The organism is Tardiphaga sp. vice154 (assembly GCF_007018645.1).
Taxonomy (GTDB): domain Bacteria; phylum Pseudomonadota; class Alphaproteobacteria; order Rhizobiales; family Xanthobacteraceae; genus Tardiphaga.
Genome location: NZ_CP041399.1, coordinates 2,248,601 through 2,274,687, shown reverse-complemented (window position 1 = coordinate 2,274,687; position 26,087 = coordinate 2,248,601). Strand labels below are relative to the sequence as shown.

Below are 26,087 nucleotides of genomic sequence, written 5' to 3'. Positions count from 1 at the left end.
GGTGCGAGGGAAGAAACGCCTAGCCGTTCTTCCCCATCGCCAATGTCAGCGCCGCGATCAGCGTCGTGACGTCGTATGGCTTGCGCACGATCGGAACATGACCGAGTTCGCTTGGGATCAGGCTGGTCTCGCCGTAGCCGGTCGCGAATACGAACGGGATGCCACGCGCAACCAAGGCCTGCGCGACCGGAAGCGAGCTACCATTGCCGAGGTTGACGTCGAGGATCGCAATATCCGGCTGGAAGATCGTCAGACTATGCATTGCCTCCTTCACCGAGGAGGCGGTTTCCACCGTTCCCGCGCCCTCCTGCGCCAGCATGGTCTGCACATCCATCGCTATCAGCAACTGGTCCTCGACCATCAGGATGCTCAGCCCGCGCATCGACGCCTGCGGCGTCGCGTTGACGACCCGGGCTGGAAGGTCGGGTTTGGCCAGCGGCGCCGTCCAGGTGACGAAGCGGCCGGGGATCAGCAGTTTGACCCGCGCGCCCTCCTCCGCATAATCGACCTCACTCACGCCGCCGAGATCGTAGGGAACGCTGCGGCCGATCAGCATCGAGCCGAAGCCGGGCTTGGCGATCGCGCCGACGCGCGGGCCATCGCGCTCCAGCCAGCGGATCTCGCAATCGCCCTCGTCGGTACGCTCCCAGCGCAACGACAGCCGGCCGTCCTTGACCGACAGCGCGCCATATTTGGCGGCGTTGGTGGCAAGCTCATGCAGCACCAGCGCCAGCACGGAAAACGCGCGCGAATCGAGCAGTACGTCAGGACCGTCGAGCGAAATGTCGGCCACTGAATCCCGGTACGGCGAAAGCTCGGCATCGATCAACGCACGAAGCCCGCCACCGCCACCGCCGCGGATCACCTGGTCATGCGCCAGCGACAGCGCCTGGATGCGGCCCTTCAAGGACTTCACATAGTCTTCGATACTGTGGCCGAGTTCGACCGGGTGCGAGACCAGCGACTTGATCAGCGCCAGGATATTCTTGACACGGTGGTTGAGCTCCTCATTGAGCATCTTCTGGCGCAAATCGGTCTTGTGGCGCTCTTCGGCCAACAACTCGCTATGGCGCATCACCACTTCCACCAGCGCGATGCGCGCGGCTTCCGCCGCTTCGCGCTCATTGGCGAGCCAGGGGAGTGATTGCCGATCCACCTCCTGCTTCCAGATCGCAAAACTCTTGCGCGGCGTCAGACGGTCGCCCAGCGGGCCGCTCTCGTAACGCTTGGTGGGATCGCCGCCCCAGTTCACGGTCTGCAAGACCTCTTTACGGAAGAACACCAAATAGTCGCGCGGCAGTTGCGACAGCGGCACCGCCAGCACGCCGGACACGTCGGCGCGGTAGGCGTCCGCGCTCGGCAGCCGTTCGCTCAGCGCATTGGTGGCCCAGACGTCGCCCTCGGCCACCGAACTCACGAACGCCATCAATACCGGCACCGCCGCCGCGGGCGGCACCGTGCCATAGGTGGTCCAGGTGCGGTTGATGTAGAGCCCGACGCCGTCGCACGGCATCAGCGCGGTGAAATCCTGCACGCTATCGCGCAGCAGCTCTTCGACCTCGCCATGCGGCGCAACGTTCAGCATCAGCCGATCGAGGCATTCGCGCGCGCGCGCGGCGGCCGCGATGCGCTGCTTCTGGATCAGGGCCTCGAGCTGCATCGAGAAGAACTCGCCGAACATTTCGGCGGCAACGCGCTTTTCCATCGGCAGCACGCGCGGCTCGTAATGGTGGCAGGCGATCAGCCCCCACAGCCTGCCGCCATTGACGATCGAGATCGACATCGACGCGCCCACGCCCATGTTGCGCAGATACTCGCAATGCACCGCCGAGACGCTGCGCAGATGCGCGAACGACAGGTCGAGCGGCTCGCCGGAGGCGTCGATCTCAGGCTCGATCGCAATCCGCTCGCCATTGGAATCCGACACGATGCGGATGGTGTTCTGCAAATAGAGCACGCGGGCCTGCTGCGGAATGTCGCTGGCAGGAAAGTGCTGGCCGTGAAAACTCTCGAGATCGCCGCGTTTGGCCTCGCTGATGACCTGGCCGGCGCCGTCCGGGGCGAAGCGATAGATCATCACGCGGTCGTAGCCGAGTGCGGCGCGCAGCAGCCGCGCGCCGGTGTCGAACAGCTGATTGATGTCGGCGACCTGGGCGATCCGCCCCATCAGCAGCCGCGAAAGTTCCAGCGGCGAGGTCGTCTCGGCCGCGTTGGCGGGCTCGAATTCGACGATGTTGATGCCCTGGTGGCGATGCACCGCGATGTTGAACAGGCCGGGCGAATGCGCCAGCCGGACGTTGGTCATCAGGCCCGGACGCGGCAGATTGCCCCAGCGCGCCACCGCGTTGCGGATATCGTGCGTGGCTTGCTCGCCGATCAGATCGTCGAGCGTGGCACCGTTGATCTCGCGGCCGGCGAGGCCGAGCACCGCAGCGGTATTGACCGAATGACGGCGCACCATCGCAACCGACCCGTCACAGGCCAGCAGACAGCCGTGCGACTGAATACTGCCGGGGATATGGATCGGCTCGCGATCGCAATTGGTCAGATCGACGTTATCAACGGTAGTCAGCATCAATAATCTCTGAAAGGCGCAACAGCGGCGCTGTCGGCAGGCGATGCGCCGGGAAACCGTTTCGAATATGGGAGAGACAATAGCGGATTCGAACGCTTTCGGAACACGGGTGAACCGACGGGCACGAGACGTGCACGCCGGGATACGGTTTCAACGACCGAGCGTTCGGTTTTGATCCCCTGCGGGCGTGAAAATCCCGCTTGTCACCGTGCAATAAACGTCCCGGCGTCCGGGAACCCCGGCTTTGCACGCCGCGATACCATTTGCCGCACGATAGGCGGGCACGCGCCCGCTCAGTTCGGGGCTCCAGCGGCCAGCCAGGTGGCGATGGTGGCGCGCTCCTCGGTGGTCATTTCGGTGATGTTGCCGGGCGGCATGGCGCTCGACCACACGGCGTTGCGGCCGATCAGCGCGGCATAGCGGCGGATATGGTTGGCATCGTCCAGCAGGATCGCTTTGGGTGCCGTGACGATGCCCGACCACACCGGCTCGGCGGCGTGGCACATGCTGCAGCGGCTCGTGACGATCTCCTCGACCGCGGCGAAATCGACCTTCGCGGGCAGCGCGCCGAGATGCGCGTCGCGCGGACCCGCCGCCGAGAGCAGCAGAATTCCGATCATGCCCAGCGCGGCCACGCCCCACACCCACCAGGGCGACTTCTTGCCGGCGTGGCGGGCGTTGAAGAAATGCCGGATCACCGGGCCGAGCGCCAGCACGATGGCGACGATCGCCCAATTGTAGCGGGTGCCGAACAACAGCGGGTAATGGTTGCTGATCATCAGCACGATCACCGGCAGCGTCAGGTAATTGTTGTGCAGCGACCGCTCCTTGCCCCACGCCCCCCAGCGCGGGTCCGGCGTGTCCCCCATGATCAGCGCGGCGACGATCTTCTTCTGGTTCGGAATGATGGTGGCGAACACGTTGGCGACCATGATGGTGCCGATGATGGCGCCGATCTGGTTGAAGGCGCCGCGGCCGCTCAGCACATGGGTGAAGGCGTAGGTCAACCCGACCAGGAACAGGTAGCCACCGATCGCGAACGGCAGCTCGTGGCGCGCAAGACCCGAGCGGCACGCCATCTCATACAACAGCCAGGCCAGCACCAGGCTGCCGAAGCTGAACAGCGCCGCCTGCAGCGGCGTCAGATCCATCACCGATTTATCGACCAGGAATAGGTCGGCCTCGAGGTAGTACACGATCACCACCAGCACGAAGCCGGACAGCCAGGTCGTATAGGCCTCCCATTTGAACCAGGTGAGTTCGTCGGGCATCGCCGCCGGCGCCACCAGATATTTGACGATGCGGTAGAAGCCGCCGCCGTGCACCTGCCACGCCTCGCCCTTGACGCCGTCCGGCAGGCCCTGCCCCGGCTTCAGGCTGAGATCGAGCGCGATGAAGTAGAACGACGATCCGATCCAGCCCATCGCCGCCACCACATGCAGCCAGCGAAAAATCAGGCTGAGCCACTCGGTCGCAACGGATTGCCAGAGCATCGGGATTCCATTCCAGGGACGAAAACATCGACCCTGTCATGCGATGGCCGCACGCACGTTGACGCACGTCAAAGCGCGAAGTGTGGGGGACTGGAGCGCCAGTTGCGCACTTCTTCCTTCTCCCCTTGTGGGAGAAGGTGGCGCGGACGAAGTCCGCGTCGGATGAGGGGGCGACTAGGCGACAGAGCTTGTAGCACCCCTCACCCGTCTCGACCGCCCGTGCGAAGCAAAGCTTCGCTAGAGCGATCGATCCACCCTCTCCCACCTAGCGAAGCTTCGCTTCGCGCGGGGGAGAGGGAAGGAAGGCAATGTGCCCCTACCTTACCTTCCTTGAAAACACCGAGATCAGCACCGGCAGCGTGATCAGGATCACGAACGGCGCCAGCATCATGCCGACGACGACCACTACCGCCAGCGGCTTCTGCACCTGCGAGCCGATGCCTTCCGACAGCGCCGCCGGCAACAGGCCGATGCCCGCGACGATGCAGGTCATCAGCACCGGGCGCAGTTGCAACTCGCCGGTGCGAATCACCGCCTTGATGCGTTCATAGCCCTCGTCGATCAGCTGGTTGTACTGCGACAGGATCAGAATGCCGTCCATCACCGCGATGCCGAACAGCGCAATGAAGCCGATCGCCGCCGAGACGCTGAACGGAATGTCGAAAATCAGCAGACCCACCACGCCGCCGAAGATCGCCATCGGGATCACGCTCATCGCCAAGAGCGTGTCGGCCATCGATCCGAAGTTGAACCACAACAGCACGCCGATCAGTAAGAGGCTGATCGGCACCACGATCGACAGACGTGCGATGGCGTCCTGCAGATTGCCGAACTCGCCGACCCATTCGGCGCGGGAGCCCGGCGGCAGCGGCACCAACTCGGCGATCTTGTCCTGCGCTTCCTTGATGGCGCTGCCGAGGTCGCGCTCACGCACCGAGAACTTGATCGGCAGATAGCGCTCCTGGCCCTCGCGATAGATATAGGCCGCACCCGATACCAGATTGATATTGGCGACTTCGCTGAGCGGGATCTGCGTGATGGTGCCGTTCGGCCCGGGCGCGCCGATCCGCAGATTATGGATCGCCTCCGCGCTCTTGCGATATTCCGGCGCCAATCGCACGATGATCGGGAAGTGGCGATCAGAGCCCGGCTCGTAGAGATCGCCGGCGCTGTCGCCGCCGATGGCGACCTTGATCGTCGCGTTGACGTCGCCCGGCGACAGGCCGTAGCGCGCGGCCTTGGCGCGGTCGATGTCGATCTGGATGGTCGGCTGGCCCAGCGAGGTGAATACCGCCAGATCGGTGACGCCCTTCACCGTCGCCAGCACCGCCTTCATCTTGTTGGCGGTCTCGGTCAGTTGCTGCAGATCATTGCCGAACAGCTTGATCGAATTCTCGCCCTTCACGCCGGAGACGGCTTCCGAGACGTTGTCCTGCAGATATTGCGAGAAGTTGAATTCGACGCCGGGAAATTTCGTCTGAAGTTCTTTCAGGAGCCGCGCGGTCAGCGCGTCCTTGTCCTGCGGCGCCGGCCATTCGGTCGACGGCTTCAAGGGTGCGAAGAATTCGGCGTTGAACAGGCCGGCTGCATCGGTGCCGTCATCTGGGCGGCCATGCTGCGACACCACCGACTCCACCTCGGGCTGCTTGGCAATCAGCTTGCGCATCTCGTTGACATAGGAATTGCCGGCCTGCAGCGAGATGGTCGGCGGCAGCGTGGCGCGGATCCACAAATTGCCCTCTTCCAGCTTGGGCAGGAACTCGAGGCCCAGCAGCCGCGCCAGAATGACGGTCAGCACCACCAGCGCGATGCCGCCGGCCATCACGATCTTCCGGCTGGCGACCGCCCAGGTCAGGATCGGCATATAGGCCTTGTGCAGCATCCGCATGATCCAGGTCTCGGTCTCCTCGACATGCGCCGGCAGGATGATCGCCGACAGCGCCGGCGTGATGGTGAAGGTCGCGATCAACCCGCCGGCCAGCGCATAGGCATAGGTCCGCGCCATCGGCCCGAAGATGTTGCCCTCGACGCCGGACAGCGTGAACAACGGCAGGAAGGCGGCGATGATGATCGCGGCGGCAAAGAAGATCGAGCGCGACACGTCGGCGGAGGCCGACAGGATGCCGTGCTTCTTGATGCCCATCACGGTTTCAGGCGAGATCCCGCTGGCTTCGGCCTCCGACAATTCGGTGGTGTGCGACAGCCGGCGATAGATCGCCTCCACCATGATGACGGTGCCATCGACGATCAGGCCGAAATCGATCGCGCCGACCGACAGCAGATTGGCGGATTCGCCGCGCAGCACCAGGATGATGACGGCGAAGAACAGCGCGAACGGAATCGTGGCGCCGACGATCAGCGCGCTGCGGAGATTGCCGAGAAACAGCCACTGCAGGAACACGATCAAGAGGATGCCGACCACCATGTTGTGCAGCACGGTGTGGGTGGTGACGTCGATCAGGTCCTTGCGGTCGTAGATCCGTTCGATCCGCACGCCGGGCGGCAGGATGCTGGAATTGTTGATGGCGTGCACCGCCTTCTCGACGCGGGCGATGGTCGGCGACGACTTCTCGCCGCGGCGCATCAAGACGATGCCCTGAACGATGTCGTCGTCCTGGCCGAGCCCGGCAATGCCGAGCCGCGGCTTCTCGCCGACCGAGACGGTCGCGACGTCCTTGACCAGCACCGGATTGCCGCCGCTCTGCGAGATCATGGTGTTGCCGAGATCCTCGACCGAGCGGATCAGGCCGACGCCCCGCACCACGGCGGATTGCGCGCCGATGTTCACGGTGTTGCCGCCGACATTGATGTTTGCGTTGCCGACGGCGGTCAGAAGCTGCGGCAGCGTCAGGCCGTAGGCGACGAGCTTGCTGAACTCGACCTGGATCTCATAGGTCTTGGTCTTGCCGCCCCAGCCGGTGACGTCGATGACGCCCGGCACGGAGCGGAAGCGGCGCTGCAGCACCCAGTCCTGCAGCGTCTTGAGATCGAGCACCGAATAGTTCGGCGGACCAACCAGGCGATAGCGGAAGATTTCGCCGACCGCGGATAAAGGCGAGATGCCGGGCTGCGCCCCGCCCGGCAGCGGCGCGAGCTGCGACAGCCGGTTCAGCACCTGCTGCAAGGCTTCGTCATAGGTGTAGTCGAACGAGAACTGCAGCTTGACGTCGGACAGGCCATAGAGCGAGATCGTCCGGATCACCTTCAGGTTCTTGATGCCTGCGACCTGGGTCTCGATCGGGATCGTGATGTAGCGCTCGATCTCCTCCGACGACAGGCCGGGCGACTGCGTGACGATGTCGACCATCGGCGGCGTCGGATCCGGATAGGCCTCGATGTTGAGCTGATTGAACGCGAACACCCCGCCGATCATCACGGCGAGCAACAGCCCCACCATCAGGAAACGGCGGTTGACGGCAAGGGCAACGAGACGATCCATCCAGATCGGACCTTTCAGAAAAGCCGAAGCTGGGAGTTAGGACGATGACGCCGCGCGGTCGATGAACAGCGAGCCCCTGGTGACGATGCGCTCGCCCGGCCGCAAATTGCCGGAGACCTCGACCAGATTGCCGTTGACCAGCCCGGTCTTGATGACGCGCAGCTCGATCGTCTTGTCGTCATCATGCGCGACCCAGACGCGGACCTGGTCGCCCTCGTAGATCAGCGCCTGGCGCGGCACGCCGACGGTCGGCTGGTCGCCCGGCGCGTAGATCGTCACGGTGGCGAACATCTCCGGCTTCAACAATCCGGCGGCATTGTCCAGGGTGGCGCGCACCATCAGCCGGCGCGTCGCAGGATCGAGCGCGGTGGCGACGTAGTTGATCTTGCCGGTCAACACACGGCCGGGCAGCGCCAGCACGTTGAAGGTCAGCTCCTGGCCGAGTTCGACCTCGGAGGCTTCGGTCTCGCGCACGAAAGCGGTGAGCCACACGGTGGAGAGGTCGCCGATCACGTAGGCCGGATCGGTGGCGCCGGCGCTGACGAACTGGCCAGGGCCGATCTTGCGCGCCACCACGACGCCCGCGATCGGCGCATAGATCGTGGTCTCCGGGTTGATCTTGCCCTGGTCCTGAAACGCGGCGATCGCCTCATTGGTAAAGCCGAGAAAGCGCAGCCGGTTGCGTGCGGCTTCCAGCGCGGTTTCGGCCGAGCGCTGGTCGTTCTGCGCCTGCAGCAGCGTCGCCTGGGTCTGCTGATAGTCCTTCAGCGGGATGGCACGGCCCTCGGACAGGTCCTTGGCGCGCTTGTCCTGGATCGTCGCCAAATCGAGCTGCGACTTGGCCTTGTTGAGGCTGGTGATCGCGGTAATGAAATCGTTCTGCGCGCCGACATTGTCGGCGGCCTCGATGGTGAACAGCGGCTGGCCGGCACGGACGCTGTCGCCCGGCCTGGCGAGCAGCTTTGTCACCCGCCCGGCATAGGGCGAAAATACCGGCGTCGACTTGTCCTCGTCGACCGCGATCTTGCCTTCGGTGACGTGCTCGGCGCGGAACGCCCGCGCGCTGACCGGCTCGACGGTCAGGCTGGCCCATTCGGCCGGGGTGGTCACATAGCGCGTCGGATTCTTGCGCGACTGGCTCGAAACTTCGGAATTGCTGCGCGGCGCCTCGCCGCTCCGCGTCAGCGCTACGATACCTATCAAAACGACCAGAGCAGCAGCCCCGCCAACGGCGAGGCGCTTTTTGCCAAGGGACGGAAATCGTTGCTTAAAATTCATTTTTCGAGCACCCAATATCGGAGAAGGACCAGCCCGCGTCACTTTGTCTCGTCTACGCGCTAATAGTGCGCATTCTGACCGTCACACAATCAAAAACGCATGCGTACGTACGATTTTTTGTAAAAACCGGACAGTGAGGTGAACGCATTGGACATGGCTCGCTCTTGCTGCTCTGCAACATCGAGCTTGACGACCGTCGCGTCCGATTAACATCGCCATATGACGAGACGCCGACAGCCGTAGCCCTCACCTTCCCGCTCTTTACGGGACGAGGCAAGAAGCCTCAATGAAAATCCCGCGACTTGGGCAGGATGCGGACGTCGCGCGGATGCTGGATTTTCTGCGCGGGGGTGTCAGGGTGCTCGCGGCGGTCGTCGTTGAGCGGCTCGGATGGTGTTACCCCCAAGGCCGGCCGGGCAGCCAGATTGTCCGACAACCGGTTCATCTCGAAGCTGCGATCGATCAATCGCGCCGCCACCAGATGCACGACGCCCTCCTCGCTCGACTGGATAGTGCCTTCGACCATCAGCAGCCGCGCGCCCATTACTTCTTTTCGAAACCGCTCCATGACCTGGGGCCAGACCACGACATTGGCGATGCCGGTCTCGTCCTCCAGCGTCATGAAGATCACGCCCTTGGCGCTGCCGGGCCGCTGCCGCACCAGCACCACGCCGGCGCAACGCACCCGGCGGCCGTTGCCCTTGGTTTCCGAGACGCTCTTGCAGGTCGTGACCTTCTCGGCGTCGAACATCGCGCGCAAAAATTCCAGCGGATGGCCCTTCAGCGACAGCCGCAGCGTCTGGTAGTCGGCGATGACCTGCTCGGAGCGCGGCATTTGCGGCAAGGGGGCGGCGTGTTCATCCGGCTGTTCGCGCGCCTGCGCGGTCTCGAACAACGGCAGCGCCACGTCGTCCGGCAGCCTTCGCACCGCCCATAGCGCCGCGCGGCGGTCGAGCCCGATCGAGCGGAACGCATCCGCATCCGCCAGCACGATCAGCGCGCGCTTCGGCAGCGCGGTGTCGCGGGCAAAGTCCTCCAGCGAGGTGAAGGGGTTCCGCGTCCTTGCTGCAACGATGCGCGCACCCCAGTCCTCCGCGGCTGGCTTGCCGGCTTTCGCGCGTTCGCGTTGCTCGTCGGGATCGCCCCAGACAAAGCCGTCGATCTGGCGGAAGCCCAGCCGCACCGCGTGATAGTTCCGGCTGGTCGGCTCCAGCGTGTTCTGGCTGTGGCTGAACGAGACGTCGATGTCGCGGATCACGACCCCGTTCTCGCGCGCGTCGCGCACGATCTGCGACGGCGCGTAGAATCCCATCGGCTGCGAGTTCAGCAATCCGCAGCAGAATACGTCGGGATGGTAGTGCTTCAGCCACGACGACACATAGACCAACTGCGCAAACGCGGCGGCGTGGCTCTCCGGAAAGCCGTAGCTACCAAAACCCTTGATCTGCTCGAAGCAGTTCTTGGCAAACTCCGGATCGTAGCCGCGCGCGATCATGTTGCCGACCATCTTCTGCTCGAACGAGCCGATGGTGCCGACATTGCGGAACGTCGCCATGGCGCGGCGCAGGCCGTTGGCCTCCTCCGGGGTGAATTTGGCGGCCTCGATGGCGATCCGCATCGCCTGCTCCTGGAACAGCGGCACGCCGAGCGTCTTGTGCAGCACGTTGTAGAGCTCGTTTTTGTCGCCGCCCTTCGGATAGGGATATTCGATGTCCTCCGGGTTCATCTTGCGGCGCCGGAGATAGGGATGCACCATGTCGCCCTGGATCGGGCCGGGCCGCACGATCGCGACTTCGATGACGAGGTCGTAGAAATTCTTCGGCTTCAGCCGCGGCAGCATGTTCATCTGGGCGCGGCTCTCGACCTGGAACACGCCGAGCGACTCGCCCCGCTGCAGCATGGCGAACACCGGTTTCGCATCAAGCGCCTCGGCCTTGATGTCGCGCAGCTCGAAGCGCTGGCCCTTGTGCTGCTGGATCAGATCGAAACATTTGCGGATGCAGGTCAGCATGCCCAGCGCGAGAATGTCGACCTTCATCATCTTCAGCGTGTCGACGTCGTCCTTGTCCCATTCGATGAAGGTGCGGTCGTCCATCGCCGCATTGCCGATCGGCACGTAAGAGTCGAGCCGGTCCTGCGTCAGCACGTAGCCGCCGACATGCTGCGACAGATGCCGCGGGAATTCGATCAGCTCGCAGGCCAGCTCGATGGCGCGCGAGATCATCGGATTGGCGGGATCGAGCCCGGCCTGCCGCACCTGCATCTCGTTGAGGCCGCGGCCCCAGCTTCCCCACACGGTATCGGCCAGCGCCGACGTCACGTCCTCGGTGAGCCCCAGCGCCTTGCCGACGTCGCGGATCGCCGAGCGCGGGCGGTAGTGGATCACGGTGGCGATGATCGCGGCGCGATGCCGGCCGTAGCGGCGATAGACATATTGCATCACCTCCTCGCGGCGGATGTGCTCGAAGTCGACGTCGATGTCCGGCGGCTCCAGCCGCTCCTTGGAGATGAAGCGCTCGAACAGCAGGTCGACCTCGGCGGGGTTCACCGAGGTGATGTCGAGCATGTAGCAGACCGCCGAATTCGCCGCCGAACCGCGCCCCTGGCACAGGATGTTCTGGCCGCGCGCGAACTGCACGATGTCGTGCACGGTGAGGAAGTAATGCGCGTAGTTCAGCTCGGCGATCAGGCGCAGCTCCTTCTTCAGCGTCGCCTCGAGCTTCGCGTCGACCGTGTTCGGGAAATGCTTCGCGTAGCCTTCCCAGGTCAGATCCTCGAGATGCTGCTGCGCGGTCTTGCCGGAGGGCACCGGCTCGTCGGGATATTGATATTTCAACTGGTCGAGCGAGAACGTGATGCGACCGGCAAAGCGCATCGTCTCGGCGATGGCGTCCGGCGCGTCGCGGAACAGCCGGACCATCTCGGCGGCCGGCTTCATGAAGCGCTCGGCATTGGCCTCGAGCTTCGTGCCGATGGTTTCGATGGTCGCCTTCTCGCGGATGCAGCTCAGCACGTCCTGGATCGGGCGGCGGTCGGGATGATGGTACAGCACCTCGTTGGTGGCGAGCAGCGGCACCCGCGCGGTGTCGGCGACGCGCTGCAGCAGCGCCAGGCGGCGGCGATCGTCGCCGCGATACAGGATGCTCGCCGCCAGCCACACGCCATCGGCTTGGCTGGCTTTCAATTGCGCCAGTACAACCAGCGCCACAGCCGTCTCGAAACGATGCGGCAGCGTCAGCACCAGCAATTGGCCTTCGGCGAAGTCCAGCAGATCGCCGAGCGCGAGGTGGCATTCGCCCTTGCCGGCGGCGCGCTTGCCCCGCGTCAGCAACTGGCACAGCAGTCCATAGGCGTCGCGGTCTTTCGGGTAGATCAGGATATCCGGCGTGCCGTCGGCGAACACCAGCCGCGATCCGATCAGCAGTTTTGGCTTATGCACGACCTCGTCATTGTCGAGTTCATTATAGGCCCGCACCACGCCGGCCAGCGTGTTGTGATCGGCGAGGCCGATGACGGGAATGCGCAGTTCGCTGGCCTGGTGTACGTAGTCACCCGGATGCGACCCGCCGCGCAGGAACGAGAAATTCGTGGTAATGCCGATCTCGGCGTAGTCATTCACGCGAACAGTCCGTGCATGAACCAGTCGGGCGACACCGGTAGGCCCTCTTCGGAGATTTTCTCGCGACCATAGAGGCCGTCGCGGTACAGCCAGAACCGCAGACCGGCCTCGTCCTCGACGCGAAAATAGTCGCGCGTGAGGAGTTCGCCGTGCGATCGCCACCATTCCATCGCGACGCGCTCCGGCCCTTCGGCGCGCACCACGGCATGCGTTGCGCGGCGCCAGCGGAATTGCGCGGGCGGGCCGTCCGGCACGCCGGCGATCACCTTGATGAGTTCGGGATACGCGAACAGCCGCAGCGGCCGCAACGGCGGCTCGTCCGGCGCGCGCGCCGGCCACACCGCTTGCGAGGCGACGATCAACTGATGCTGCGCCGGCGCCATCGCCATCGCGCGCTCCGGAATATGGGTGTCGACCGGCAGGTGCACGACGACGCGCTTCGCGCCGATCCGCGCCGCGATGCGGTCGATCAGCGCGGCCAACTCGTCATTGTCGTGCACATTGGCGTCGAGGTCGCGCTGCTGCTGCACCACGATCTCGGTGCGCCCCGCCGACAGCCGAATGAGGTCGAAGCCGAAGCCGGGATCGAGCGGATCGGCGATCGAATCCAGCCGCTCGCGGAACAATCGCTCGATCACCGCGACCTTGGTCACGGCCTGCCCGGTCTCCACCGTGATCGAGCGCACCGCGCCGTCGGTGCGGAAGAAGCTGGCTTCCAGCCGTCGCGCGCCCTTGCCCTGTTTGTCCATCGCGCCGACCAGCATCGCGGCGAGGCTCGACAACGTCGCGGCGATCACGCCGTCGGTCGCGACCGGTTCGGGAAAGCGTTTTTCGACGATGTAATCCGGCAGCGGTTTTCGCGGGGAGATTGGCGCATCAGATTGCCCGAGCGCCTGCTCGAGCAGCGTCGTGAATTCCGCGCCGAACCGCGCGGTGATCTCGTGGCGCGCGCGCGAGGCGACGTCGCCGATGGTCTTCAGCCCGGCGCGGCGCAGCCCGCGCGTGATCGCCTCTGCGGCGCCGAGCGTGAACACCGGCAACGCCTTGACCGCCTCGGCCTCCGCGCCGTCCGCAATGATCCGGCCGTGGCTGTTGCGGCTCAGCGTGCGCGCGCAAATCGAGGTGCCGGCGATCGAAGCACTCACGACAAAGCCCTGCGCGGCCAGCGCGGCGCACAGCATCTGCATCAAGGCCGCCTCGCCACCGAACAGATGCGCGCAGCCGGTGATGTCGAGAAACAACGCGTCCGGCCCGTCGAGCGCCACCAAGGGCGTGAAGCGGTCGCACCAGTCGGCGATGTGGTTGAGCAGCAGCCGGTCGGCGGCGGGATCGGAGTCGAACACCTGGATGTCCGGGCACATCGCGCGGGCATTGGCCAGCGGCAGGCCGACTTCGAGTCCGAGTTTGGCCGCCGCATGATCGAGTGCCGCGATCTGCAGCGCGTTGCTGTGCTTGGCGACAACGATGACCGGGTTGGCTTTTTGGTTGGACGCGTTTTCTTCGCGCGAACCGGTCCCCACTTCGCTCGAAAACGCTTTGTTATCCGGCGCGCCGCTGCGCGTGCGCAGCCGCTGCAGGCGGTCGGTGGGCAGCCGTGGCAGGAACAGGCTGAGCATACGTCGCTTCACGGAAAACACACTCATCAGACTTCCATTCCATGATCCATTGGCCGTTCGGGCCATGACGATTGCGAACCAGTTGCGCGTCCAGCATCGGCGCGCCCCATACCTGCCAGGCATTGCCGGGCGGCGAATGCGCCGAGCGCACGATCCATCTGGTTTCTGCGGTCGACGCCGTCGGCATCGCCGCGACGCGCAACAACAACGCCGTGACGCCGGAGCCGCGCGCCGCCAGCGTCAGCTTGCGGCTGGCGACCAGATCGAACTGCCTGCTCTCGCCAAAACTCTCCAGCACCACGCCGCCCAGCGCGTCGCAGGCGAGAGCGTCCGCGGTGGTGCGCAACGCCGTCTCGACATCGGGCGCGCGCACCGTGACGAGGCCGCGCGGATCGAGCCCGAGTTCGTTCCAGCCACTCATCGCGAGTGCGCCAGTCTCGCGCTCGGCAAAATCCTGCCGGATCCACAGCAGCGGCCGGTCCGGGCTGATGCGTCGCGCGAGACCCGCGATGAAGCCGGTCGCCGCGGCACTCTGGCGTCCCTCGCAGAACACCTCGTGCAGCGCGCCGCGCGCCAGCCCGCCCTTCAATGCGGCATCGGCCTCGGCATGGCCCAGTGGAACCCGATCGGGCGCGTAGGTATCCGAATGCGTCTCGACGCGTTCGATGCTGCCGCGCAGATGCGCAAGCATGGTTGTGCGATCGCCGCTCATGCGTCGCTCCTCAGATTGCCAGTAATTCAGATGTTTAGAGAACCAAAGACTGGCTCAATTGTTCATGCTATGTTCTATTATAAAGCTAAGAGGGTCGGCGGAGTCAACGCGATTCAGACCGGCCGACCGAAGCAATTTTTTACGTCAATGGAATCAAAGGGATTCAAATAATGGACGTGCAACGCAAGCTGGCGATCCTGGCGGATGCCGCCAAATATGATGCGTCCTGCGCGTCCAGCGGCAGCGAGCGCAAGGACAGCCGCGACGGCAAGGGCGTGGGTTCGACCGCGCCGGGCATGGGGATCTGCCATTCCTATGCGCCCGACGGCCGTTGCATCTCGCTGTTGAAGATCCTGCTCACCAATGCCTGCAACTACGATTGCCTGTATTGCGTCAACCGCGCCTCGAGCAACGTACAGCGCGCCCGCTTCACGGTCGACGAGGTGGTCACGCTGACGCTCGACTTCTATCGCCGCAACTACATCGAGGGCCTGTTCCTGTCGTCGGGCATCATCAAGAACCCGGACTACACGATGGAACAGGTCGTCGCGGTCGCGCGAAAACTGCGCGAGCGGCATTTCAAGGGCTACATCCATCTCAAGACGATCCCGGAAGCCGACGAGGCGCTGATCACCGAGGCAGGCCTTTATGCCGACCGGCTCAGCATCAACATCGAGGTGCCGGAAGAAGCCAGCATGGCGACGCTGGCGCCGGAGAAGGACGTCCGCGCCATCCGCCGCACCATGGGCCGGCTGCGGCTGAAGCTCGACGAGGCGCGCGAGGCGAAGAAGATCACGCCGCGCGGCAATGTCGGCCCGCGCTTTGCGCCGGCGGGACAGAGCACGCAGATGATCATCGGCGCGGATGCCGCGACCGACCAGACCATCATCTCGACCTCGGCCAACCTCTACGGCTCCTACAAACTGAAGCGCGTCTATTACTCCGCGTTCAGCCCGATCCCGGATTCCAGCCGTGCGCTGCCATTGCGCGCGCCGCCCCTGATCCGCGAGCACCGCCTCTACCAGGCCGACTGGCTGATGCGGTTCTACGGTTTCGATGCCGACGAGATCGTCAGCGCCGACGACGGCATGCTGTCCCTGGACATGGACCCCAAACTCGCCTGGGCGCTGCGCAACCGCGAGCGCTTCCCGCTCGACGTCAACAAGGCGAGCCGCGAGGATTTGCTGCGCGTACCGGGCTTCGGCGCCAAGGCAGTGGACCGCATCATCGCAACGCGGCGCATCAGTTCGATCCGCGTCGGCGACCTCGCCAAACTGCACATCCCGCGGAACAAGGCGCTGCCGTTCATCGTTCTCCCCGATCACCGGCCCGCGGTGCATCTGCTCGACGGCGCGCACCTCGCCGCGCGCTTCAAGCCGAAAGCGACACAGCTGGGGTTCGGGTTTTAGAGAAAACCGATGCACTTCATCACCCTCGACAGCGAAACCGACTTCAACGGCTGGCGCAAGGCCGCGCGGACCCTGGCGCTCAACAATATCAAGCCGGAAGACGTCACCTGGTCGGCGCCGACAGACGAGCCCGAACTGTTCGCCGCGCCGCGCGAAACGCCGCCGCTGGAAACGCCGGCCGGCACCTTCAACGTCTCCGCGAGTTTCGTCGATCTCGCCAGAACCGTGATCCTGCACAGCGCCCCCGAACGCTTCGCTTTGCTCTACCGCGTGCTGTGGCGGCTGCGCTCGAACCACGAGCTGTTGCAGGTCGCGACCGATCCCGACATCGCGAAGCTCCACGCGCTGTCAAAGGCGGTACGCCGCGACAAGCACAAGATGACGGCCTTCGTGCGCTTTCGCGAGATCGGCCGCGAACCGAAGTCGCGCTTCGTCGCCTGGTTCGAGCCCGAGCATCACATCGTCGAAGCCACCACGCCGTTTTTCACGCGCCGCTTCGCCGACATGGCGTGGTCGATTCTCACGCCGGACGTCTGCGCGCATTGGGATGGCCATGCCGTCTCGATCACGCCGGGCGTGCCGAAATCCGACGCGCCAAGCGAGGACCGGCTGGAAGAGACCTGGCTGACCTATTACGCCTCGATCTTCAATCCGGCGCGGCTGAAGACCAAGGCCATGCAGTCGGAGATGCCGAAGAAATACTGGAAGAACCTGCCGGAGGCCGCCTTGATCCGGCCGCTGATCGAGCAGGCCGAGAAACTCAGCGGCGCGATGATCGCAAGCCCGCCCACCGAACCGAAACGCCTGCAGCACCGGGAGGCGCCGATGCCGAAACGGGTTCACGCCGACACCGAAAGCATCGCGGCGCTGCGCGACGAGGCCAGCCATTGCCGGATGTGCGAGTTGTGGAAGGACGCGACGCAGACCGTGTTCGGCGAAGGCCCGCAAAAGGCCTCGGTGATGATGGTCGGCGAGCAGCCCGGCGACAAGGAGGATCTGGCCGGACACCCCTTCGTCGGTCCGGCCGGGCAGATGCTCGACCGCGCGCTGGCGGAAGCCGGCGTCGACCGCGGCAAGGTCTACATGACGAACGCGGTGAAGCACTTCAAGTTCGTGCCGCGCGGCAAGTTTCGCCTGCACCAGAAGCCGGGCATCGCCGAGATCAAGGCGTGCCGCCCGTGGTACGAGCGCGAGAAGGCCTCGGTGCAGCCCGAGCTGGTGGTGGCGATGGGCGCCACGGCCGCGCATAGCGTGCTGGGCAAGGCCACGCCGATCGCCAAGACCCGCGGCCGCATCCTCGAACTCGATGACAAGACCCGCGTGCTGGTGACGGTGCACCCGTCCTACCTGCTGCGATTGCCGGACGAAGAAGCCCGCGCACGGGAGTATGCGCACTTCGTCGAGGATCTGCGGATTGTGGCGAAACACCTGAGCGAAGCGAAAGCGGCGTAACTCCGCAGCGGCTCTCCATCCTATCGTGTCGTCCCGGCGAACGCCGGGACCCATACACGCTGTCGATATGAAGCGAGAGATCGTTGTGGCAAACGGCGTGTCGCCTCACTGCGGACGGAGGCTATGGGTCCCCGCTTTCGCGGGGACGACAACAGAGGCGTTCGAGCTAAGAGCCTTAGATCACCATCTCCCGCATCACGCGCCGTGCATCGACCTCGAATTCCATGTCCACCACCGGCGGACGCGCATAGTGCCAGGTCAGGCCGGCACGCGCAGCGCCGAGGCGGACCAGTTCGTCGGCGGCGAGCGCGTGGAAATCATGCACGGTGTAGACCTGCGTGCCGGTAACGTCGTTCCAGCCGAAGCCGAGCGCCGACAGCCGCGCCAGAATCTCGGCCATTGTGAAGGTGACCTTCTCGCGAAATCCGTCCGGGCTCATATCGCGGTAGCGCACCAGGCGCTCGGGATAGCCGCCGTCGCCGCCGCGCGACTCGCCGCTGCCGGCGATCACGCAGGTCGGGCTCGCCCCCAGTGCCGGCCGCGTAAAGGAAAAGGCATAGAAGGACGGCTCCGCGGGTGGATCGATCTCCGGGCAGACATTGCTGCGCGCCACCGGATTGTTCTCGCTCGAGCCGTCATAAATTTCCCACTCCACCAGCGTCTTGACGTAATGCCGGTTGAAATCGCGAAACCCGTCGCCGTCGAGCGCGGCCGGCGAACGCAGCTCGCAGGCGCACAGCGCGGTGAGCGGACGCCCCGCGCCCAGGATATGATCGGCTATCAGCGAGAAGCCGTCAGCCAGCGCCACAGGCTTGTCGAAGCGGACGCGCTCGATCTCGAAATCCGGATCGGCGGCGACCCCGCTGGAGAACTGGAAACCCGCCGGAAGATAGCGGTAGTTGCCGGCGGCGAAGTCACGCGTCATGAGAAAGTACTCCAGAGTCAATGCGGTCTTCACCTCTCCCCGTCGGGGAGAGGTGAAGCGCGGCGCTCAGGTCGGGCGCAGCGCCGGGGCGGCGTGGTCGTGCATGTCGAACTCTTCGATCTCCTTAGCACGCCTGGTCTCGCGGCCGGCGCGATGGTCGGTGGCGATCGCGACATAGACCGCGGGCAGCACGAACAGCGTGAACAGCGTTCCGATCATCATGCCGGACACCACGACGAGGCCGATCGAGTACCGGCTGGCTGCGCCCGCACCCGCAGCAGTCAGCAGCGGCAACAGGCCGGCCACCATCGCCGCCGTCGTCATCAGGATCGGCCGCAGCCGCACGCGCGCCGACATCTCGATCGCCGAACGCTTGTCGAGCCCTTCCTTGAGCTGCAGCTCGTTGGCGAACTCCACCATCAGGATGCCGTGCTTGGAGATCAGCCCGACCAGCGTCAGCAAGCCGACCTGGGTGTAGATGTTGATCGTGGCGAGACCGAAGAACAGCGGCATCAGCGCCCCCGAGATCGCCATCGGCACCGAGATCATGATGACCAGGGGATCGCGCAGGCTCTCGAACTGCGCGGCCAGCACCAGGAAGATGATGATCAGCGCGAAGCCGAAGGCAATCGCGAGCTGGTTGCCTTCCTGCACATATTGCCGGCTGTCGGCGAGGTAGTCATGGTTGAAGCCCGACGGCAGCTGCTTGGCGGCGTTCTCCAGGAAGTCGACCGCGGCGCCGACCGTGACGCCCGGCATCGGCACGGCCTGGAAGGTCGCCGAATTGAGCTGGTTGTAGTGCGACAGCGCGTTCGGGTTGGTGGCGGTCTCCACCGTCACCAGCGTCGACAGCGGCACCTGCTGGCCGGTCGATGTCGGCACGTAATAGTTCGACAGCGAATCCTGCGAGATCCGCATCGCGCGCGGCACCTGCGGGATCACCTGGTAGGAACGACCCTCGAGGTTGAAGCGGTTGGTGTAGTTGCCGCCGAGCAGCGTCGACAGCGTGCTGCCGATCGAGGCCATGGTGATGCCGAGATCATTGGCCTTGTTGCGGTCGATCTTCACCCGGACCACCGGCTGGTTGTAGTCGAGGTCACTGTCGGCGACGATGAACAGCCCGCTCTTGCGCGCGGTGGCCTTCAGCTTGTTCATCTCCTCATAGACCGACTGGAAGCCGTTGGTGGAGTTGATCACCATCTGGATCGGCAGGCCGCCCGGGCCGCCCGGCAGCGCCGGCAGGTTGAAGGCGAACACGCTGGTGCCCTCGATCTTGCTGAGCTCGGCCTGCACCAGCGGCTTCAATTTGGTCGAGGAACGCGTGCGCTCGTCCCACGGCGTCAACGCCATGCCGGCGATGCCGTTGGAGGGGCCGTTGGTGCCGTTGATGATAAAGCGCAGATCGGTTTCCGGAAACTTCTGGAAAACCTTGTCCATCTTGTCGCTGTAGAAATTGGCGTAATCGATGTTGGCGTATTTCGGCGCCTTGGTGACGGCGAACAGGATGCCCTGATCCTCCTCGGGCGCCAGTTCCTTGGAGGTGTTGACATACATGAAGCCGACCAGGCCCAGGATCACCACCGCAAACAAAGCGGTGATCGGCCGGTAGTCGAGCGAGCGATCGAGCTGCCGGCCATACCAGCGCGTGGTGGCGCCGAACACGCGATCGACCTTCCTGGCGAACCAGCCGGCCTCTTCCTGCTTCAAGAGCACCGAGCACATCATCGGCGACAGCGTCAGCGCGATCACGCCGGACACGATCACCGAGCCCGCCAGCGTGAAGGCGAATTCGCGGAACAGCGCGCCGGTCAGGCCGCTGAGGAAGCCGATCGGCGCATACACCGCCGCCAGCGTGATGGTCATCGAGATCACCGGACCGACGATCTCGCGCGCGCCTTCCAGCGACGCCTGCACCGGCGACTTGCCCTCCTCCAGATGGCGGTGGATGTTCTCCACCACCACGATGGCGTCGTCGACGACGAGGCCGATCGCCAGCACCATCGCCAGCAGCGTCAGCATGTTGATGGAGAAGCCCATCACCAGCATCAGGCTGCAGACGCCGATCAGCGACAGCGGGATCGTCACCACCGGGATGATCACCGAGCGGAACGACGCCAGGAACAGGAAGATCACCACGATCACGATGACCACCGCCTCGATCAGCGTGTTCTGCACCTCGTTGATCGACGAGGTGATGAACTTCGTCGAATCATAGGCCACCTTCATCTTCAGCGACGGCGGCAGGCTGCGCTCCAGTTCCGGGAACAGCGCGCGCACGCCCTTAACGATGTTCAGCGGGTTGCCCTGCGGGGTCGACTGCACACCGATGAAGATGGCGCGCTCGCCGTTGAACGCGACGCTGGCATCCGAGCTCTGCGCCGCCAGTTCGACGGTCGCGATGTCTTCCATGCGAACGAAGCCACCGTCCTTGGCCTTCACGATCATCCGCTTGAACTGGTCGACGTTCTGCAGGTCGGTATTGGCGGTGACGTTGGAGACGATGTAGTAGCCCTTGGTCTGGCCCGCCGCCGACTGGAAGTTGTTGGCGCGGATCGCCGCCGTGACGTCATCCGGCGACACGCCGCGGCCCTGCATGCGCAGCGGGTCGAGCCACAGCCGCATCGCGAAGGTCTGGCCGCCGAGGATGTCGGCCGAGGCCACGCCGTCGACCGTGGAGAGCACCGGCTGCACCGCGCGCGTCAGATAGTCGGAGATCGCCGAGCCCGACAGTTCCTCGCTGGAGAAGCCGAGATACATCACGGCCGTGGTGGTGCCGGTCGATTTCACGATCACCGGGTCGTTGGCCTCGCGCGGGATCAGATATTTGACCGAATTGACCTTCGACAGCACTTCGGTGAGCGCGGCGTTGGGGTCGTTGTTGAGCTTGATGTAGACCGAGATCAGGCTCTGGCCCTGGGTCGAGGCCGAGGTCATGTAGTCGAGGCCCTCGGCGGCGGCGACGGCCTGCTCGATCGGCGTGGTGATGAAGCCCTGCATCAGGTCCGGCGACGCGCCGGGATACACCGTGGTGATGGTGATCACGGTGTTCGACAGTTTCGGATATTGCCGGATCGGCAGCGACGTCGCCGCCTTGAAGCCGATCAGCAGGATCAACAGGCTGACCACCACCGCCAGCACCGGCCGCTTGATGAAGATATCGGTAAAGGTCATCGCAGCGCTCCGTCGGCGGCACCGCGCGCCGAACGAGGCCGCGCAGATGCGAGAAATTGGTTCGTCTCTATCAAAACGGATCGCGCTTGCTGCAATCCGTCATCGTCCCAAACGCGATCGATTTCGTTTCGATCGAAACCTGCCACCTGCGCCTCTTCACCTCTGCCCACCGGGGAGAGGTCGGAGCCTCGCGTCAGCGAGGCTTCGGGTGAGGGGGCACCGGCCTGTCGATGGCGCTGAGCCCCCTCACCCGCCCGGCTTCGCCGGTCGACCTCTCCCCGGTGGGGAGAGGTTTACCTCGGACGCGGCTTCGGCAACGCAGAACACTTCGGTTCAACGTCAACGTTAGTTCAGCGGCGCCTTCGCCGGGATCTGCGGCGCGGGATCGGGCGAGATCGCCACCGCCACGCCGGACTGCAATTTGAGCTGGCCGACCTGCACCACCCGGTCGCCGGCCTTGAGGCCGCGCACGATCACGGCGCGGCCGTTGGACCGGTCGCTGGTCTGCACGAAGGTGCGTACCGCAGTCAGGCTGGTCTTGCCGTCGTCCGCTTTCTTCTCGGTAATCAGATAGACGCTGTCGCCATACAGCGTGTAATCGACCGCGGTCTCCGGCACCGTGATCACGGCCGGCTTGTCGGGCAGCACCACCGTGGTGGTCGCGAACATGCCGGGCTTCAGGATCTTTTCCGGGTTCTGGATCGTCGCCTGGACGCGGATGTTGCGGGTCTCGGCGGCGATCTGCGGCTCGATGGTGGTCAGCTTGCCTTCGAACTTGCGGCCCGGATAGGCATCGACCGTGATGCGAACGGTCTGGCCGACCTTGAGCGTGCCGGAATCCTTCTCGGTCACGGTGAAATTGGCATAGACCGCCGACAGATCGGTCAGCGTGACGATCTGGGTGCCGGCCGTGAGATACTGCCCGACTTCGACGCGGCGGACACCGAGGTCGCCATCGAACGCCGCGCGGACCAGCTTCTGCGAGATCACCGCTTCGGTGCGCGAGATGCCGGCCTGGGCCTGGTCGAACGCCGCTTGCGCGGTATCGACGGTGGCCTGCGGCCCGAACTGCCGCGACGCCAACTGCTTGGCGCGGTCGAGATTCAATTCCGCCACCTTGGCCTGCGCCTTGAAGGAGGCAAGGTCGCCCTGCTCCGGCGCGTCGAACAATTGCACCAGCGGCGTGCCGGCCTTCACCGTCGAGCCGGCCTGGAACATGATCTGGGTGACGCGGCCGTTGACGTCGGAGGTGACGTTAACCTGGTGCACGGCGGCGAGATCGCCGACCGCATTGAGCAGGTTCGGGATCACTTCGGACTTGGCCTCGGCCACCGTGACGTTGGTCGGCGGCGGCTTCATGGTGGCGAAGAAGTTCTTGATGGCGTTGGCGCGAATATAGTTGAAGCCGACGATGGCGGTCACCAGCAGCCCGAGCAGGATGCCGACGATGATGAACCATTTCACCATCCGGACCGGCCGCGGCCGGGGTTTCTCGCCACCGGCGCGGGGCGCCGCGCTGGCTTCGCTTGCAAGGGTCATGTCAGGCGCTCTCTGTCGTTGCCGCGGGCAGCAGGTCCGGCGAAATGTCTTGGTCGATATATCGGGCGATCGCCGCCTGGGTCAGGCCAATGCCGCGAAGGATGAATTCGCATAATTGCCGTTCCAGACCGGGATCGTTGCCATAGGGCAAAGCGGGAACCGGGGGAAGCCTCGACAGCGCCGCCATCATCGCGGTGTGGTGCGCGAACCAGAACAGATGAACCGGCGCCTGGCCGACCGGACTGGCGTCGCCCTGTGCGATCGCCCGGTCCAGCGAGGCGGCAAAGGCCCCGCCGATCAATGAACCGACCTTCTCGAACAACAACTGGGCAAACTCGCCGTCATTCAGCAGGCTGATGAACATCAGCCGCATCCGCTGGGCGTCCTCCTGCTCGGGCGCGGCGGGCAATGCCATGAAATGCCCGACCATGCCGCGAATCAGGATCACCAGCGTCTCGGTGGACGGTGGCAGGCCGAGCAGCTTGTGCAGGCCCGGATCGGCCTCGCATTCCTCGGCGAGGATTTCGGCGTACAGCGCCGATTTGGTCGGGAAATGCTTGAACAGCAGACCTTCTGAAATCGAAGCCGCCGCGGCCACGCTCTTGGTGGTCGTGCCGGCGAAACCGTGCCGCGCAAAGCAACGCTTCGCGGCATTCAGGATCAGCTCCCGCCGGAGATCATGGGTCATTCGCAAGGTACTCATAGTTGTGAGTAAGCACTCACCTCTTGAGAAGTCAATAATCTGATGCGTTGCGAAAGGGGATTTTGGCCGGGTGTGGCGGCGGTGCCATCGGGGCGAATGAGAAATAGCGTGGCGTTCTCACCCTCCCCTGGAGCGGGAGGGTAAAACAGAGCCGCTATCCGAAATTCTGCAGCGCCGGGAAGGTCTCGAGCAGCCAGATGCTGGCGCTGGAGACGGCGCCAGTGAGGAAGCCGATGCCGGTCAGCACCATCAGCACGCCCATCGCGCGCTCGACCTGCAGCAGATGCCGCTTCATGCGGGCGAACAGGGTGGAAAACTGCTCCACCATCAGCGCCGCCAGCAGGAACGGGATGCCGAGCCCGGCGGAATACACCGCCAGCAGCATCGCGCCGCGGGTGACGGTGGCTTCGGCCGCGGCGACCGACAGGATCGCCGCCAGGATCGGGCCGATGCACGGCGTCCAGCCGAACGCGAAGGCCAGCCCCATCGCATAGGCACCCCACAGCCCGACTGGCTTGGCCATCGCCAGCCGCCCCTCGCGCATCAACAGGCCGATCCGGGTCAGGCCGAGGAAGTGCAGCCCCATCAGGATGATGATGATACCGGCCGCGATCGAGAGTTCCGCCGAATACGCCCGCACCAGGCCGCCGATCAGGCTGGCGCTGGCGCCGAGCGCCACGAACACCGTGGAAAAGCCGAGCACGAACACCAGCGCCGAGATCAGCACCGCGCGCTTCGAGGCACGGTCGGCCTCGTCGGTGGCGACGTGCTCGATGGTCGCGCCGGTCAGGTAGATCAGATAGGGCGGCACCAGCGGCAGCACGCAGGGTGACAGGAAGCTGACCAGGCCGGCCAGCAGCGCCGCAGGGATCGAGACATCATGAATCATGCGGCTAGATGCACCGGCCGCGGCGGCGGATGCAAGGCCCGCGCGATGCCTCTCCGCGTTGTGATCGCGCGTGAACTCCGACTTCTTCCTTGTCCCCTTGTGGGAGAAGGTGGCGCCGACGCAGTCGGCGACGGATGAGGGGGGTTGCAGGGCGGCGACGCTTGTGCCGAACATACCCCTCACCCGGCTCGAACCTGCTCCGCAGGTTCGAGCCACCCTCTCCCACCTAGCGAAGCGAAGCTTCGCGCGGGGGAGAGGGAAGAAAGTGAGCATGCACAACCTCCTCACCGACATTGCCGGAATCCGTGTCGGCCACGCCGACGACACCGCGCTCGCCTCCGGCGTCACCGCGATCCTGTTCGACCGCCCGGCGGTCGCGGCGATGGATGTGCGCGGCGGCGGGCCCGGCACCCGCGACACCACCCTGCTCGACCCCGTCAACACCGTGGAGGCGATCGACGCCATCACGCTGTCGGGGGGTTCCGCCTTCGGCCTCGATGCCGGCGGCGGCGTGCAGGCGTGGCTGGCGGAACAGGGCCGCGGCTTCCGCATCGGCGATGCCGTGATCCCGATCGTGCCGGGCGCGGTGTGCTTCGACCTGTTGAACGGCGGCAACAAGCAATGGAGCCGCTTTTCGCCCTACCGCGACCTCGGCTATGCCGCGGCCGCCAACGCCGGCGAGACCTTTGCGCTGGGCAGCGTCGGCGCAGGCCTCGGCGCCACCACCGCGAATTTCAAGGGCGGGCTGGGCTCCGCCTCGGCGGTCACCTCCGGCGGCGTGCGCGTCGCGGCCCTTGCCGTGGTCAATGCAATCGGCAGCGTCACCATCGGGGACGGGCCGTGGTTCTGGTCGGCGCCGTTCGAGCAGGCGAGCGAATTCGGCGACCGCGGCCTGCCGGCGCGTTTCACGCCAGCCATGCTGGCGATGCGCGTCAAGGGCGGGACGGCCGCCTCGGCGATCGAGAACACCACGCTGGTGGTGGTCGTCACCGACGCGATCCTCAGCAAGCCGCAGGCGAAGCGCCTGGCGATGATGGCGCAGACCGGCTTTGCCCGCGCGATCACCCCGGTGCACGCGCCGCTCGACGGCGACATCGTGTTCACTGCTGCGACCGGCGAGAAGCCGGTCGATCCTTTGATCGGCCTCACCGAACTCGGCATGGTTGCCGGCCATGTTACGGCGCGGGCCATCGCGCGCGGCGTCTACACCGCCACCGCGCTGCCGTTCGAAGGCGCCCTGCCGGCGTGGCGCGACCGCTTCGGCTAG

At 65.1% G+C, this 26,087-nt stretch carries 15 protein-coding genes; 3 read left to right on the top strand and 12 right to left on the bottom strand.

The genetic code is table 11. The annotated features are described in order from the left end of the window. Positions 1 to 19: 19 nt before the first annotated feature. From FIU28_RS10520 to FIU28_RS10490, 7 genes are all read right to left on the bottom strand, one after another. Positions 20 to 2,575, bottom strand: coding sequence for a GAF domain-containing protein (locus FIU28_RS10520; RefSeq protein ID WP_143572897.1), 2,556 nt, complete (start codon positions 2,573 to 2,575; stop codon positions 20 to 22). A gap of 293 nt (positions 2,576 to 2,868) precedes the next feature. Next, a complete protein-coding gene (locus tag FIU28_RS10515; protein WP_143572895.1) occupies positions 2,869 to 4,068 on the bottom strand; it encodes a urate hydroxylase PuuD in 1,200 nt (399 codons plus the stop codon). 316 nt (positions 4,069 to 4,384) lie between these two features. Beyond that, positions 4,385 to 7,507 carry an efflux RND transporter permease subunit gene (locus FIU28_RS10510; protein ID WP_143572893.1) on the bottom strand — a complete coding sequence of 1,041 codons (3,123 nt, stop codon included), beginning with the start codon at positions 7,505 to 7,507 and terminating at the stop codon, positions 4,385 to 4,387. Between the two features lie 36 nt (positions 7,508 to 7,543). Then, the gene (locus tag FIU28_RS10505; RefSeq protein ID WP_143572892.1) at positions 7,544 to 8,785 is read right to left on the bottom strand and encodes an efflux RND transporter periplasmic adaptor subunit; all 1,242 of its coding nucleotides are present in this window, start codon (positions 8,783 to 8,785) and stop codon (positions 7,544 to 7,546) included. A 283-nt stretch (positions 8,786 to 9,068) separates the two neighbouring features. Continuing rightward, entirely contained in the window at positions 9,069 to 12,404 is a 3,336-nt protein-coding gene (locus FIU28_RS10500; protein ID WP_246660939.1) for an error-prone DNA polymerase, read from the bottom strand. Beyond that, on the bottom strand, positions 12,401 to 14,047 hold the full coding sequence (locus FIU28_RS10495) for a Y-family DNA polymerase (RefSeq protein ID WP_246660938.1): 1,647 nt from the start codon (positions 14,045 to 14,047) through the stop codon (positions 12,401 to 12,403). Before FIU28_RS10495 ends, FIU28_RS10500 begins: the two co-directional genes overlap by 4 nt. After that, positions 13,944 to 14,732, bottom strand: coding sequence for an ImuA family protein (locus FIU28_RS10490; protein WP_143572889.1), 789 nt, complete (start codon positions 14,730 to 14,732; stop codon positions 13,944 to 13,946). The genes FIU28_RS10495 and FIU28_RS10490 overlap by 104 nt, the downstream gene beginning before the upstream one ends. A gap of 170 nt (positions 14,733 to 14,902) precedes the next feature. Between FIU28_RS10490 and FIU28_RS10485 the strand changes: the two genes are divergently transcribed. Then, positions 14,903 to 16,141: a putative DNA modification/repair radical SAM protein gene (locus FIU28_RS10485; protein WP_143572888.1), complete on the top strand. Its 1,239-nt coding sequence runs from the start codon at positions 14,903 to 14,905 to the stop codon at positions 16,139 to 16,141. Positions 16,142 to 16,150: 9 nt separating this feature from the next. Then, the gene (locus tag FIU28_RS10480) at positions 16,151 to 17,593 is read left to right on the top strand and encodes a UdgX family uracil-DNA binding protein (RefSeq protein ID WP_143572886.1); all 1,443 of its coding nucleotides are present in this window, start codon (positions 16,151 to 16,153) and stop codon (positions 17,591 to 17,593) included. A 175-nt stretch (positions 17,594 to 17,768) separates the two neighbouring features. Here the strand turns inward: FIU28_RS10480 and cnbZ are convergent, their stop codons facing one another. From cnbZ to FIU28_RS10455, 5 genes are all read right to left on the bottom strand, one after another. After that, complete coding sequence (cnbZ, locus tag FIU28_RS10475; protein ID WP_143572885.1) at positions 17,769 to 18,518, bottom strand: 2-amino-5-chloromuconate deaminase CnbZ; 750 nt, start codon at positions 18,516 to 18,518, stop codon at positions 17,769 to 17,771. A gap of 66 nt (positions 18,519 to 18,584) precedes the next feature. After that, positions 18,585 to 21,689 carry a MexW/MexI family multidrug efflux RND transporter permease subunit gene (locus tag FIU28_RS10470; protein ID WP_143572883.1) on the bottom strand — a complete coding sequence of 1,035 codons (3,105 nt, stop codon included), beginning with the start codon at positions 21,687 to 21,689 and terminating at the stop codon, positions 18,585 to 18,587. Positions 21,690 to 22,034: 345 nt separating this feature from the next. Continuing rightward, a complete protein-coding gene (locus tag FIU28_RS10465; protein WP_143572881.1) occupies positions 22,035 to 23,228 on the bottom strand; it encodes an efflux RND transporter periplasmic adaptor subunit in 1,194 nt (397 codons plus the stop codon). Between the two features lies 1 nt (position 23,229). Continuing rightward, positions 23,230 to 23,931: a TetR/AcrR family transcriptional regulator gene (locus FIU28_RS10460; protein ID WP_143572880.1), complete on the bottom strand. Its 702-nt coding sequence runs from the start codon at positions 23,929 to 23,931 to the stop codon at positions 23,230 to 23,232. A gap of 154 nt (positions 23,932 to 24,085) precedes the next feature. Continuing rightward, positions 24,086 to 24,820: a cytochrome c biogenesis CcdA family protein gene (locus FIU28_RS10455; protein WP_168202908.1), complete on the bottom strand. Its 735-nt coding sequence runs from the start codon at positions 24,818 to 24,820 to the stop codon at positions 24,086 to 24,088. A gap of 271 nt (positions 24,821 to 25,091) precedes the next feature. Here FIU28_RS10455 and FIU28_RS10450 point away from each other — a divergent pair, with 271 nt between their 5' ends. Then, complete coding sequence (locus tag FIU28_RS10450; protein ID WP_143572879.1) at positions 25,092 to 26,087, top strand: P1 family peptidase; 996 nt, start codon at positions 25,092 to 25,094, stop codon at positions 26,085 to 26,087.